Below are 13,415 nucleotides of genomic sequence, written 5' to 3'. Positions count from 1 at the left end.
CTGTAAGGAGACCCCATGTCTGGGATCACCGCTCTGGGCACGACCTACAACCTGCCCAACTACACCGGCATCCTGCACCAGCTCACCCCCGACGACACACCGTTCTTCTCGGCGATCGGGGGCCTGACCGGCGGCGGCCAGACCACCGCGAAGGAGTTCGAGTGGCAGGTCTTCGACCTTCGCGCGGCAGGTCAGAACACGGCGCTGGAAGGGCAGGACGCGCCCACCGACCAGAACCGCGTCCGGGCGTCCGTGGACAACATCACGCAGATCCACCACGAGACGGTGGGCGTCAGCTACACCAAGCAGGCCGCGGTTGGCGCGCACTCCGGGCTGAACATCGAGGCCACCAACCCGGTCCGTAACGAGCTGGACTGGCAGATCGAGGCCATGCTCAAGCAGATGGTCCGGGACGTCGAGTGGTCGTTCATCAACGGCGTCTACCAGAAGCCGACCGACAACACCACGGTCCGCCGGACCCGCGGCCTGCTCTCGGCGATCAGCACTAACGTGCAGAGCGGGGGCACCGCGCTGGGTTCGGCGGCCGGCGCCATCTCGACCGACGCGTTCACGCTCAGCGCGCACGGCCTGGTCCTCAACGACCAGGTCACCCTCGACACCATCGTCAACCTGACCGGCATCTCGGCGGACACGCCGTACTACGTCGTCTCTCCGACGACGAACACCTTCAAGCTGGCGGCGACCAAGGGCGGCGCGGCGATCGACCTCACCGGCGCGGACGGTACGGCCAACGTCACCAAGCTTGCCGCGGTCTCCAAGGCCGCGATCGACGGGCTGCTTCAGGCCGTGTTCGACAACGGCGGGATCATGGAGCAGGACACGGCCACCCTGATGGTCGGCTCCACCTCCAAGCGCGGCGTGACCGACGCCTACGCCAACGCCTACGGCAAGTACCAGGAGATGAGCCGGAACGTCGGCGGCGTGAACATGCAGACGATCGAGACGGACTTCGGGCGTCTGAACATCATGCTCAACCGGCACATGCCCAAGCACAAGATCGCCGTCGTGTCCCTCGAAGAGTGCATGCCGGTGTACCTGGAGATGCCGGGCAAGGGTCACTTCTTCGCCGAGCCGCTCGCCAAGACCGGCGCGAAGGACCGCACCCAGCTGTACGGCGAGGTCGGCCTCAAGTACGGCAACGAGCGCACCCACGGCCTTCTCACCGGCCTCGTGGCCAGCCTGTAGGAGGGAGGGACGGTGGCACTGGCGACCCTCACTGACCTGACGAACCGGCTGGGCCGGGACCTCACCGAGGTCGAGGCCCGCCAGGCCCCCGCGTTCCTCGACGACGCGACAGCCGTGATCCTGGACCGCTTCCCGCAGTACGCCACCACGCCGACGGCGGTGTCGACGAAGGTGGCCTGCGCGATGGTGCTGCGGGTGCTGCGCAACCCGAATGGGCTGCGGCAGGAGGGCATCGACGACTACTCGTACACGGTCGACTCGTCCCGCTCGACGGGCGAGATCTACCTGTCCGAGTCGGAGGCCGAGGAACTGCGGCCGGTGAATCGGTCGGCGTTCACGATCGTGCCAGACGCTCCGGTGCCGGCGTCGTGAGCGTCGACGGGGCCCTAGCGGCGGGCCGCGCAGCAGCCGAGGCGCGGATGCGGGACACGGTGCGGCTCTATAAGCAGGATCAGGGCGGCTTCGACCGCACCACGGGGACCACAGTGCCGGGCCAACAGCACACGCTGTACACCGGCCCGGGACGGCTGAAGGGCGCGGGCACCGTCGGCGAAGACGTCGAGTCCGGCGAGCGGGACGTCCGCACCCTTCAGTACGAGATCGACTTGCCGTGGGCCACCGTCCTCGTGGGCGGGCAGCGGCTGCTTCCCGGGGACCGGGTCGAGGTGCAGGCCTCGCTCGATCCGCGCGCGGTCGGGCTGGTGCTGTACGTCCTGGACGCGGTGGCCGGGGCGCAGACGACCGTGTGGCGGATCAGAGCGGAGGACAGGGCATGACGGCGAATCCCTTTGACATGACGGACGTGCGGCGCCTGCGGCTGTATCTGGCCCGGTCCATCCCGATCGTCCGCCGGGAGACCCGGGCGGTCGTCACCCGAGGGGCTCTGAACATCAAGAACGACTGGCGGTCCAACGCGCGCGCCACGGCCCGCAAGCACGGCAAGCTGTACCCGCGCAGCATCAGTTACGACGTGCGCAGATTCGGCCCCGACCAGCTGCTCGCCGAGATCGGCCCCGACAAGGGCGGCCCGCAGGGCGCGCTCGGCAATCTGCTGGAGTACGGCAGCGCGAAGAACCCGCCGCACCGCGACGGCGGCCGTGCGCTCGATGCCGAGCTGCCACGCTTTGAGGCGCAGATGGCTGAGGTCCTCTCTCGCGGGCTCGCGTGGTGGTGAGCGGTGACCGTGCCTACCGTCCTGCCGCACGTCGACGCCGTCGAGACGGCACTGACCGGCGCTGGCCTGACTGTGTACGTCGGCGGCGCGCCCACCAGCGCGGGTTGGGTGCCGCCGGATCGCTTCGCCGTCCTCTACCCCGATCCGGGGCGCGCCGTCCGCGAGTCCCTCGCTGACACCCGCTCCGACTTCGAGGGCGTCGTCACGGTCACCTGCGTTGGAGCCGACCCCGAGCGGGCGCTGTGGGTGGCCGACAAGGTCCGGTCCGCGCTCGCCATGCCGCTCACGGTGGCCGGGCGCGCATCGTGGCGGCCCGAGGACCGCGGCGGCCCGCCGCTCCAGCGCGACGACGACCTGGTCCCGCCGCTGTACTTCCTGCCCGTCGAGTACTTCCTGAAGTCCATCCCCGCCTGACCCTGATCGGAGACCCCCATGGCCACCCTGTCCACCCAGGTCGTCGCCCTCACCGGCCTCGCCCCGACCTACGGCGCTGCAGCCGGTGGCGGCGACAAGTCCGAGTGCGGCGAGCGGCAGTTCGTCCACGTCAAGAACGGCGGAGGCTCGCCCGTCACGGTCACGCTCACGACCACGGCGGCCGTGCGCGGCCAGACCGTCGGCAACGTCACCGTGTCGGTGCCCGCGTCCGGCGAGCGCATGATCGGACCACTGACGCCGGACCTGTTCGCTGGTGCGTCCGACGGACTGTGCGCCGTCGGCTACTCCGGCGTCACGTCCGTGACCGTCGCCGCGCTCCGCATCTGACCCGCCCCCGTCCGACCGCCCGCCCCGCCAGGGGCTTTTTTCATGCCCCGAGGAGGGCCCCATGTCTGACCTGATCAGCGACGGCAAGACCAAGGTCGTATGGCTGACGACCGTGGCGAACATCAACGCCCCCACTACGAGCGAGCTCAACGCGGGTACCGACTTCACCCCCCGCATCACCCCTGACGGGCTGAAGCTGGACCCGTCCACCGCTGACGTCGACACCTCGTCCCTGGCGAGCACCTTCGACACGAAGACCGTGGGACGCGTGGGCTTCGACGCCGAGATGACCTTCAAGCGCGGCTCCACCCCCACGGAGGACGCCCCGTACACGACGCTGAAGTACGGCGTCTCGGGTTACTTCGCAGTGCGTCGGGGCATCGACTACGCCACGGCGTGGGCCACCGGCCAGAAGTGCGAGGTCTACCCGGTGATCTGCGGCGAGCCGCAGAACGTCTCGCCGGCCGCGAACGAGGTCATGAAGTTCATGTCCCCGATGAAGGTCACCAGCCCGCCCGCGACCGCCGCGACGGTGGCCTGACGTGCCCGACATCAACAAGATCCTGAAAGCCGCGAAGCCCCGCGAGCGGACGGTGCTTGTCTGCCTCGACGGGGCGGCGGCCGGTGAAGTCGAGGACCTCCAAGAGCAGCTCGCGCGGGTCTCGGCGGACTGGGAGCCCTCGGACATGACCGAGGTACACCCCGGCCGGGCGGTCGCGGAGAAGCTGCGGGCCGCGACGGAACGGGCACGGAAGTCTGAGGCACCGTTCCGCCTGCGGTACATCGGGGACCGGGCGTACACGGACCTCGTCGCCGCCCACCCGTCGGAGGATGCTGAGCGGCTCTTCGACGAGACGACCTTCACCCCGGCGCTCATCGCGGCCTGCTGCGTCGACCCGGTGATGACGCTGGAGCAGACGCAGGAGCTGTTCGAGGTCATCAACGGCGCCGAGATCAAGAAACTGTTCGAAGCTGCGTGGGACGTCCATAACGGGGCTGGTTCGGCGGGTTTTTCGCTCGCCGCCTCCGCACTCCTGGCGGCCCTTGGCGGCGAGAAGTAGAGACGGCTCGGGCCTGGGGCGTGCCCCGGTCGGTGTTCCTGGGCCGGGTCGTCGCCGAGGGTGAGCCGCTGTGGACGGACGAGGACCGGGCGTGGGCGCTGGCGCTCGCGCAGGTGGAGGCCGACCAGTGCCCGGAGTGTGGAACGCCCTGGTCTGAGGCCACTGACCAGAAGAACGAGTTCGCGTACCGCGCCGAGCTGATCAAGTGCCACGCGTGCGCGGCCAGTGCCCGGGCGGTCCGGGCGCACCAGGACGGCGGCGGCACCAGCGACGGGCTGCACGTCCACATCAAGCACAGCTGAACAGGGGGTGAGCCGCCATGGTCACCCGTACCGTCACCGTCCGGCTCCGCGCGGACATCAGCCAGTACAGCCGCAGCATGCGGCAGGCGTCCGACAACACGTCGAAGCTGACGTATGCGGGTGCGGCGGCCAGCGCGGCGCTGCTCGCCGGGTTCGCGGCTGCTGCGTCCGAGGCCGCGAAGTTCGACAAGGCGCTCAGCAACGTCCGGTCGGTGTCTGGCGCGAGCGCCAAGGAGATGGCCGCGCTGCGCGCGGCGGCTCTCGACGCGGGCAAGTCGACCGCGTTCTCCGCGATGCAGGCGGCCGACGCCGAGGCCGAGCTCGCGCGCGCGGGCGTCTCGGTCGCGGACATCACCGGCGGCGCCCTGAAAGGCAGCCTTGCCCTGGCCGCGTCCGGGCAGATCGACCTCTCCGAGTCGGCGGTGATCGCCGCTCAGGCGATGAACACGTTCGGGCTGGCGGGCGAGGACGTGTCACACATCGCGGACGTCCTCGCCGCCGGCGCGAACAAGTCGGCCTCGGACGTGCACGGGCTCGGCGAGTCGCTGCGGATGGGTGGTCTCCTCGCGCACCAGACGGGCCTGTCGCTGGAGGACACGGTCGGCGTGCTATCCGCGTTCGCCGACCACGCGCTGATCGGTTCGGACGCTGGTACGTCGCTGAAGACGATGTTGCAGCGGCTGGTGCCTCAGTCCCAAGAGGCCCAGGACGCGATGGACAAGGTGGGTCTCTCGGCCTACGACGCGCAGGGCAATTTCGTCGGGCTGTCGGAGTTGGCCGGGCGGATGAAGACAAGCTTCTCGAAGCTGACGCCCGAGGCCAGGAACTCGGCCATGGCGACCATCTTCGGCTCGGACGCGGTCCGGTCGGCGACGATCCTGTACGAGCTCGGCTCCCAGGGGATCGACAAGTACGTCTCGTCGGTCAACGACCAGGGCGCGGCCCAGCGGATGGCATCCATCCAGATGGACAACTTGCAGGGCGACTTGACCCGCCTGCGGGGTGCCATTCAGGTTGCCCTGATCGAGGGCGGGACGGCTGCGAACGGGGCCCTCCGGGGGATGGCGCAGTGGGCCACCAACGTCGTCAACGCCTACAACAATCTCCCGCCGAGCTTGCAGCACGCGGTGACTGGTTTCGCGGGGGTGGGCGGCGCCGTCGGCCTCGCCGTGACGGGGCTGTTGCTGCTGATGCCGCGCATCGCGGCCACGCGGACCGCGTTGGCCGCGATGGGTGTCACAGCGGCCACGGCGCGGTCGGCGATGATGGGCCTGGGGCGCCTGACGATCGTGGTGGGTGCGCTGGAGGCGATGTCCTACGCGAGCCGCCGGGTCGGCAAGATGTTCGAGGACACGCCGCCGAGCGTGGCCAAGCTGAGCTCCTCGTTGGTGGACCTGGCGCAGAAGGGCAAGGCGAGCGGCGAGACGGCGCGCGTGTTCGGCTCGGACCTGAAGGGGCTCGGCGAGGACGCGGCCCGGATCGCGCACACGGGTGCCCTGGACCGGGTCGGAGACTCGCTGTACACCATCACGCACTTGGGGTCGGACGCCCCAGAGCTGGAGCGGGCTCGGAATCGGATCAAAGATCTCGACGAATCGCTGTCCTCGCTCGTGTCGGGCGGGCATGCGGATGTGGCCGCAAAAGCGTTCAAGGAGATCACGACCGCTGCCGAGGAGCAGGGCACGGGCGTGGAGAAGCTCAGGTCCTTGCTCCCGGGCTACGCGGACGCGCTGGCCAACACGTCCGTCGAGCAGAAGACGGCAGGCAAGACGCAGCAGGAGCTCGCCGACACGGCGAAGATGAGCGCGGAGGAGCTCAAGGACCAGACCTCGGCCGTCGAGAAGCTGACCGGTGCACTGAAGAGCCTCAACGGCATCAACATCGACGCGGCCGAGAAGGAGATCAGCTTCCGCAAGTCTTTGGCTGACATGACCGAGGCGGTCAAGGACAACGGGCACAGCCTCGACGTCACTACCGAGAAGGGCCGCAACATCAAGTCGGCGTTCCTGGACGCGGCCCAGGCCGCCATGGCGCACGCCGAGGCGGTAGCCCAGCAGAAGGACTCGGTGGACGCGGGCAACCAGGTGTTGGCCAAGGACATCCAGGCTCTGCGCGACACCATGGAAGCGGCTCACTTCTCGACGGACGCAATCGATCAACTGACGGCTGCCTACGCGCAGCTTCCCGTCTCGAAGGAGACGGCGGTCAAGGCGCAGACACAGGGTGCGCTCGCAGACCTCAGCGAGGTGCAGAAGAAGCTCGCCAACACCAAGGGCAAGAGCGTCACGGTGAACGCGTTGACGCGCGCGGCCGAGCACGCCCTCGTGAACTTGGGCTTCCAGGTTGAGCACATGAAGGACGGCACGGTCCAGATCACGATCCCGACCGGCGGGCCGCGGGCCGCGGTCGGCACGATCCAGAACTACGTGGACTCGGTGCGCGGCAAGAGCGTGTACGTCAATATCGTCACGACGCACACGAGCACCGGCAGCACGGTGGCGCACGAGGGCGGCAACTACGCCCGCGGCGGTCGAATCCGCGGTTACGCGGGCGGTGGGAACGTCGTCCAGTACATGCCGTTCGGCGGGGCGGTGTACGGGCCAGGGACGGGGACGTCGGACAGCGTCCCGTTGTGGGCGTCCAACGGCGAGTACATGATCAAGGAAGCCGCGGTCCGCAAGTACGGAATCCCCATGTTCGACGCGCTCAACGCCGGACGGTTCGCGTCGGGCGGTCTGGTCGGGGTGACGTACACGCCGACCGGTGCGCCGATGCTCGGGACGCCGACGGACGCCAAGGGACGCTACGACGACCTCACGGGCAAGCTGAACGACGCGTGGAAGACGCTGTCCAAGACGATGGCGACCGCCCGCGACCGGGCGCGGGACCTGCGCGAGGCCGAGGCGAATCTCCGCAAGGTGCGCTCGCACCGCCACACGGAGAAGCAGCTCGAAGCCGCCGAGAAGAAGCTCCGCTCGGCGCGCGAGGCGAACACCAAGGCGACGCAAGCCGTGACCGGGGCGAAGAACAGCATCTTCGACCTCGACAAGCAGCTCGGGCTCGCGCACGGGGCGAAGACCCCGAGCGGCTTCAGCTTGACGGCTTACTCGAAGCTCCTCGGCGACAGCCTGCGGCAGACGACCCAGTGGCGGGCGAGCCTGGACCGGATTCAGGCGAGAGGAGGGACGGAGGTCCGGGACATCCTGGAGCAGATGGGTGAGGACGGGTACGCCCTCGTGCAGACCCTCGCCCGGGCCAGCGACAAGCAGTTCAAGGACATCGTGGCCAAGCTGAAGGCCACGGCAGGCGTTGCCTCGGCGAGCCTGGCCGACTTCACCAAGCAGGTCGGGGCGGCAAACAAGACGAACGCCCAGTTCGCCGCCGACCTCCAGAAACTGGCGGCTCAGGGCTACGGGGACCTGGCGCAGGCCCTCGCGGCGATGGGCGGCCCGGACGCCGAGAAGCTCGCCCACGAGGCCGCTACTGGGAAGGCGGGCGCGGTGACGGCCGCGAACAACGCGGTCAAGCAGAACGCCGCGGCCCTGTCCGGCGAGGACCTGGCCAACGCGCTGGTGCTGCTCACCACCCTGCGGTCCGGTCCGAACAAGAGCTTCGCGGACCTGATCGCCGCTGGGCTGGATGTGGCGACGATCCGGGCGCTGGTGCCGCGCATCATGGCGCAGATCAACACGCTGCCCACGGCGAACAAGAGCCGCTTCCTCCAGCAGTGGGCGGGGCAGGGTGGCGGGGTCGCGATGGCACGCGGCGGCATCCTCACCCAACCGTCCGCGGTCCTTGCGGCGGAGGCCGGGGACGCCGAGTCGTGGATCCCCATCAACAGCAGCGCCCGGTCGCGGTCGTTGCTCGCGGCCACGGCCCGGCTCATGGGCTACGACGCGAGGCCGGCGGGTCGTTTCGCGGCGGCTGGCTCGGCGGCGCCGGTCGTGCAGCACGTGACCCGGCACATCGAGGTGCACCTGCACGGGGCGAAGCAGTCCAGCGCCGAGCAGGCGGCCGACGTCGCCAGGCACCTGTCGTTCGTCAGCTGAGAAGGGCGGGTGATCGCGAGTGGCATACATCCCGGGTGCGACTCTCGGCGGGCGCCGGGCGGACCTCGGCGCTGTCCCTCTGGGAGGAGTGGACAGCACTGGGGTGGCCTGGCATCTCCAGGAGTTGGAGGGCTGGGACAGCGCGGAAGTGCGGGCCGAGTACCAGACGCGTGAGGCGGACCACGGGACGTGGGCGGATCCCGTGTATCTGGGGTCCCGGCCGATCACCCTCGCGGGGAAGATCGAGGCGCCGGACCTGGCGACGCTGGATGCGGCGATGGAGCAGCTGCTCGCCGCGGTCTCGCTCACGGACACGACGCTGACGGTGTACGAGACGATCCCGAAGCAGGCCACCGTCCGCCGGTCAGGCAAGGCGCTCGTGAGGCCGGTGTCGGATCGGATCGCGGAGTTCAGCGTGCTGATGACGGCTGCGGATCCGCGCCGCTACGCCGCGAACTTGCAGTCAGGCACGACCGGCCTTCCGTCGACGACGGGCGGTCTGGTTCTACCGGCGGCGCCGCCGCTCACGATCTCGGCGACCACGGTGTCCGGGGTGATCCCGGCGCCGAATCTCGGCTCGATCGCGAGCAGGCCGGTGTTCATCATCGCCGGGCCGGTGACGCAGCCGCAGGTGCTGGTGCAGGCCCCGGACGGCTCGGTGCGGGTTCTCTCGTACAGCCAGTCGCTGCTGTCGGGCGAGCAGCTCGTCATCGACACGATGGAGCACTCAGTCACCCTCAACGGCAACGCCTCGCGCCGCCGGTACCTGTCGATTCCGCAGGGCTGGCCAGAGATCGCGCCCCTCTCGACCTCCACGGTCCAGTTCGCGGCCGCCGTCTACAACTCGTCCGCATCGCTGACTGCGCAGTGGCGCTCGGCGTGGCTCTGAGGAGGACCCGTGGCTGATCCCACGTGGGAGAACACGATCACCTACGACGGGCTGGAGCTCAGGAACTCGGACGCGATGCTGCTCATGTCCGACGGCACCGCGCTCGGCTCGCGCGGCGGCGTCCGGCCGGGCGACCCGGGCCTGACGGTGACGCTGGCCGGTTCCACGATCAACGTGAGCGCGGGCGTCGCGGGCGTGCCCTACTCGGCTCAGGGCGTGTACCGAGCAGCGCTCCCCACATCGACGAGCCCCGGGTCTGTGGCGGCCGCGCACGCGACGCTCGCCCGTATCGACCTTGTGTACCTGCGAGTGTGGGACACCGACGTCGACGCGTCCGGCCTGCGCAAGGCCGAGGCCGTCTACCTTCAGGGCACGGCCGGGTCAGGGGTGGCGCCGACCCCGGCCGGGGTCCAGATCTACATCCCGCTGGCCACGATCAGTGTCCCGGCGTCCGGCGGCGGCTCCCCGTCGGTGTCCACGGCGGTCCGCCCGGTCACGGTGGCGCCGGGCGGGATCCTCCCGGACCCGAACACTGCAATCACCGGCGCGTACACCGGGCAGTACCGGGACAACACCACGAACGAGGTGTTGGAGCGGTGGACACCGTCCGCGTGGGTGCCGTACCCGAAGGCGATCGGCGGCATCGCCCCGTTGTCGCTGTCGTCCGGGTCCTACACCGGGCAGCGCCGGGACCGCTCCGACGGTGGCATGGACCGCTGGTCCGGGTCGGCGTGGGTGGCGAACGAGCTGTCGATGGACTGGACCGTGCTCACCAGCATCGGCACGTACAACGCGACGGATACGTGGTCCGGGGCATCGTCGATCCTCGTCGCCAGGATGCGGAAGTTCTTCGAAAGCGGCACCGAGGTGTGGGAGTTCGAGGGCGCTGCCACCTCCACCGCAGCGCGCAGCAACTCCCTGGTGGTCACCTTGAACTCGGGCTACAGGGTCGGCAAGGAGCGCGTCTTCATGACTGCGGGCATCGGCTCCCGGACCGCGTGCCGGATGTCGTTCACCCCGGACGGCAAGGTCACCCTCAACGTGTTGTCGCCCGAGACCGTGACGAGCGTTTACTTCGACGGGATCCGGATCACCAGCCCGCTGCGGACCGTCTGATGACCTTCGCTATCGAGTCCCTGTCGGCGACGCCGTCCGGGATCCCGCAGACGCCGTATGAGCTGGACTGGTACGCGTGCGATCTGCGCACCGGCGCGATCATCGCGGAACTGCCCTCCCTCACACCGTCCGGCACGCTGTCCCGACGCCTCGGCACCCACACGCAGACCAGCTTCGAACTGGCGCTGTCGGGTGCGCCGGCCGACTGGGAGGCCGCGACGACACCGGGCCGGACGCTGCTCGTGGGCGTGGACCGCCTGACGCAAATCCCGCTGTGGCCGGGCATCGTGCTGCCCCGCGAGGGCGGCTCCTCCACGGTCGTGCAGCTGGACGCGGTCACCCCCGAGGCGTACCTGGATCGCCGGTTCACGGGGGATCAGGCGTTGCTCGCGCAGGATCAGGCGACGGTGATCACATCGCTGATGAACGCGCCGCTGACCTCGTTCGGGCCGCCGTTCGTGATGGACGCCCCGGCCACCGGGGTCCCGATGAACTTCAGCGCGCTCGACTCCGACGACCGCACCGTGCTGTCCGCGATGCAGGAGATCATGAGCATGGACGGCGGCCCCGAGTGGCTCGTCGACGTCGCCTGGTCGGACAGCACGCACACGGCATTCACCCTGCCGGTCCGCGTCCGCCCGAAGGTCGGGATCCAAAGCACGCTGCCCGAGGCGGTGTTCGACTTCCCCGGGAGCGTCTCCGACTACCGGCTGCGCGAGTCCTACGAGTCCGGGAAGGGCGCCACCGTCGTGCTCGCGCGCGGGGAGGGCGAAGGCCTGGCGCGACTGTCCGGCGCCGAGCAGATCGCGGCGGACCTGGAGGCGGCGGGCTGGCCGCGCTGGGTGCACCGCTTCACCCCGGCGTCCGGGATCACCGACCCGGACCAGCTGACCGCGCACGCTGCGGCCGCACTGGCCCTCATGCGGACCGGGGCGCGGGTGTGGACCGTCGAGGCCACCGCTTCGCGCGCGCCACGTCTCGGCCGGGACTGGGGCATTGGGGACACGATCCGCCTGGCCATCGAGCGCTCGCCCCGGCATCCCCAGGGCGTGGATGTGACGGCCCGGGTGTGGTCGTGGGAGCTGGACCCTGGCGCGGACATGCTCCGCCCGATCCTCGTCGAGGAGGACTAGATGCCGACCGCAGGCGACATGGTGCCGGGCGGCACGAGTGGTCTCGCACGCCGGGTGGCGGCGCTGGAGCGCGAGCTGCGGGAGCTGCGGGCCGCGCGGCGTCTGGAGTCGGCGAGCGTCACCAACGGCAGGTTCAGGGTCTTGAAACCCGACGGCACGACGATCGTTGGCGTTGGCCAGTGGCCGGACGGGGAGTACGGGCTGGAGCTCCGCCGCCATGACGGGTCGCTCGCGATGAGCGTGTCCGGGCAGGGCCCTGACTTCGACGACATGATCCGGGTCCGCTCGCGCAGCGGCAACGTGATCGTCATGGACGACGCGTACGCGGACAACTTCCTCGGCCGCCCGTTCATCCCCGTGCCGATGAACGCGGGCATCGCGTTCACCAATAGCTCCTGGTCGACGACGCATTCCGGGGTGTGGTGGCGGCAGCACGCCGTGTTGGATTTCGCGATCAGTGTGGCCGCGCCCGCTTCGACGACTGCACAGATGCGGATCATGGCGTGGCTTGGCGGGGTGCTCACACAGCTGGGGCCGACCGTCACCGCCACGGCGACCGAGCAGTTCTCGTACTTCCGGGCGGTGCGTGCCGACTTGGAGCCAACCCAGCACGCGGACCAGATCTCGATCCTCGCGCAGGTGCAGCGGACTGCTGGCACAGGCACCTGCTCGTCGTGGTGCCACGGCGTGTGGGGCTCGAACACCTACGACGCCACCGAGGCGTAACCCTCTCCCGCCCCGCGCCGGTTTCTGGCCGGGGCTTTCCTCTGCCCTGGAGGCGACCATGCCTGACCTGTGGATGCCGGGCGCCGAGCGCCACGACATCGGCGACCACGCCCCTTGCGACTCGGGGTATCCACCGAAGGCGATCGCCCACATCACCTGGGACAAGAACGCCACGGCAGCCGCCCCCGCCGACCACATCAGCTTCGAGTCGCTGGTCAACTACTTCACCAGCAGCGGCGCGAGTAGCGCCCCGCACATCATCTGGGACCCGTTCACGGGCCAGATCGCCCAGCTGGTCCCGGCCGACTCCCGCTCGAAGTCCGTCGTCGACACGGCGGGCGGCACCCGCACGAACCGGGCGGGCAAGGTCGTGATCCAGATCGAAGCTGTGTTCTTCCCGTACACGCGCTGGGGCGGCCGGGTCTACCCGCGGCTCGTCGACACCCCGTGCAAGGGCTGGCCGGAGCTGCACGCGTGGGTGCGCTCGTGGGGCGTGCCGGACGTGTGGCCCATGGGGCGGCCGGTCGACTTCACCTCGCACCGCAGCGAGTCGACGTGGGAGTCCGAGGGCGGCTGGTACGCCCACGCCCACGTGCCCGAAAACGATCACCAGGATCCCGGCTCGTGGCCGGGCTTCACCACCACGTCCGAGGAGGACGACATGGCACTGACTGATGCGCAGGCCAAGATGCTCGCCGAGATCCGGTCTCTCGTTCAGTTCGGGACGTGGGGCTACAAGGGCGACGGCGCCTTCGACGCATGGGCGCTGCTGAATGCGCTGTACCGGCAGGCCCTCGCGCAGGGCGCGGCGCTCACTGCGCTCACGAAGGCCGTCGGCGATCTGCACTCCGGGGTCGACACTGCGACGCTCGTCGCCGCCGTGCAGAAGGCCATCGCGGACGCGGTTGTCGACGTCGACGTGACCGTGCATGACGCGACCCCGGCCATCACCAATGACCAGGGCGCCCCGCCCGCCATCACCGCCTGACCGGCTCTG

15 protein-coding genes are annotated in these 13,415 nt (G+C 69.7%); all 15 read left to right on the top strand.

The window, feature by feature from the left end; genetic code table 11:
- The first annotated feature begins 15 nt into the window (after positions 1-15).
- The 15 genes from ACZ499_RS07045 to ACZ499_RS06975 all read left to right on the top strand — a co-directional run bounded on the left by ACZ499_RS07045 (position 16) and on the right by ACZ499_RS06975 (position 13,406).
- Positions 16-1,206 (top strand): SU10 major capsid protein, encoded by a 1,191-nt coding sequence (locus tag ACZ499_RS07045; protein WP_468673083.1) that lies wholly within the window; start codon positions 16-18, stop codon positions 1,204-1,206.
- Positions 1,207-1,218: 12 nt separating this feature from the next.
- Positions 1,219-1,578: a hypothetical protein gene (locus tag ACZ499_RS07040; RefSeq protein WP_468673082.1), complete on the top strand. Its 360-nt coding sequence runs from the start codon at positions 1,219-1,221 to the stop codon at positions 1,576-1,578.
- Positions 1,575-1,982: a DUF6093 family protein gene (locus ACZ499_RS07035; protein WP_468673081.1), complete on the top strand. Its 408-nt coding sequence runs from the start codon at positions 1,575-1,577 to the stop codon at positions 1,980-1,982. The genes ACZ499_RS07040 and ACZ499_RS07035 overlap by 4 nt, the downstream gene beginning before the upstream one ends.
- A complete protein-coding gene (locus ACZ499_RS07030) occupies positions 1,979-2,380 on the top strand; it encodes a hypothetical protein (RefSeq protein ID WP_468673080.1) in 402 nt (133 codons plus the stop codon). Before ACZ499_RS07035 ends, ACZ499_RS07030 begins: the two co-directional genes overlap by 4 nt.
- A 3-nt stretch (positions 2,381-2,383) precedes the next feature.
- Positions 2,384-2,794, top strand: a complete 411-nt coding sequence (locus ACZ499_RS07025; RefSeq protein ID WP_468673079.1) for a hypothetical protein — start codon at positions 2,384-2,386, stop codon at positions 2,792-2,794.
- An 18-nt stretch (positions 2,795-2,812) separates the two neighbouring features.
- Positions 2,813-3,142 carry a hypothetical protein gene (locus ACZ499_RS07020; protein WP_468673078.1) on the top strand — a complete coding sequence of 110 codons (330 nt, stop codon included), beginning with the start codon at positions 2,813-2,815 and terminating at the stop codon, positions 3,140-3,142.
- A gap of 61 nt (positions 3,143-3,203) precedes the next feature.
- The gene (locus ACZ499_RS07015; protein WP_468673077.1) at positions 3,204-3,683 is read left to right on the top strand and encodes a phage tail tube protein; all 480 of its coding nucleotides are present in this window, start codon (positions 3,204-3,206) and stop codon (positions 3,681-3,683) included.
- A 1-nt stretch (position 3,684) separates the two neighbouring features.
- Positions 3,685-4,203, top strand: coding sequence for a hypothetical protein (locus tag ACZ499_RS07010; RefSeq protein WP_468673076.1), 519 nt, complete (start codon positions 3,685-3,687; stop codon positions 4,201-4,203).
- 20 nt (positions 4,204-4,223) lie between these two features.
- Positions 4,224-4,505 carry a hypothetical protein gene (locus ACZ499_RS07005; RefSeq protein ID WP_468673075.1) on the top strand — a complete coding sequence of 94 codons (282 nt, stop codon included), beginning with the start codon at positions 4,224-4,226 and terminating at the stop codon, positions 4,503-4,505.
- A gap of 17 nt (positions 4,506-4,522) precedes the next feature.
- On the top strand, positions 4,523-8,554 hold the full coding sequence (locus tag ACZ499_RS07000; protein ID WP_468673074.1) for a phage tail tape measure protein: 4,032 nt from the start codon (positions 4,523-4,525) through the stop codon (positions 8,552-8,554).
- 103 nt (positions 8,555-8,657) lie between these two features.
- On the top strand, positions 8,658-9,443 hold the full coding sequence (locus tag ACZ499_RS06995; protein WP_468673073.1) for a phage distal tail protein: 786 nt from the start codon (positions 8,658-8,660) through the stop codon (positions 9,441-9,443).
- Positions 9,444-9,452: 9 nt separating this feature from the next.
- Positions 9,453-10,559, top strand: coding sequence for a hypothetical protein (locus ACZ499_RS06990; RefSeq protein ID WP_468673072.1), 1,107 nt, complete (start codon positions 9,453-9,455; stop codon positions 10,557-10,559).
- Positions 10,559-11,692 (top strand): hypothetical protein, encoded by a 1,134-nt coding sequence (locus ACZ499_RS06985; protein ID WP_468673071.1) that lies wholly within the window; start codon positions 10,559-10,561, stop codon positions 11,690-11,692. The genes ACZ499_RS06990 and ACZ499_RS06985 overlap by 1 nt, the downstream gene beginning before the upstream one ends.
- Entirely contained in the window at positions 11,693-12,418 is a 726-nt protein-coding gene (locus ACZ499_RS06980; RefSeq protein WP_468673070.1) for a hypothetical protein, read from the top strand.
- 58 nt (positions 12,419-12,476) lie between these two features.
- Complete coding sequence (locus ACZ499_RS06975) at positions 12,477-13,406, top strand: hypothetical protein (RefSeq protein WP_468673069.1); 930 nt, start codon at positions 12,477-12,479, stop codon at positions 13,404-13,406.
- Positions 13,407-13,415 lie beyond the last annotated feature (9 nt).

The organism is Streptomyces sp. NPDC031265, assembly GCF_055570295.1.
The sequence above is the reverse complement of the archived record's forward strand: the minus strand, read 5'-3'. Positions and strand labels throughout refer to the sequence as shown.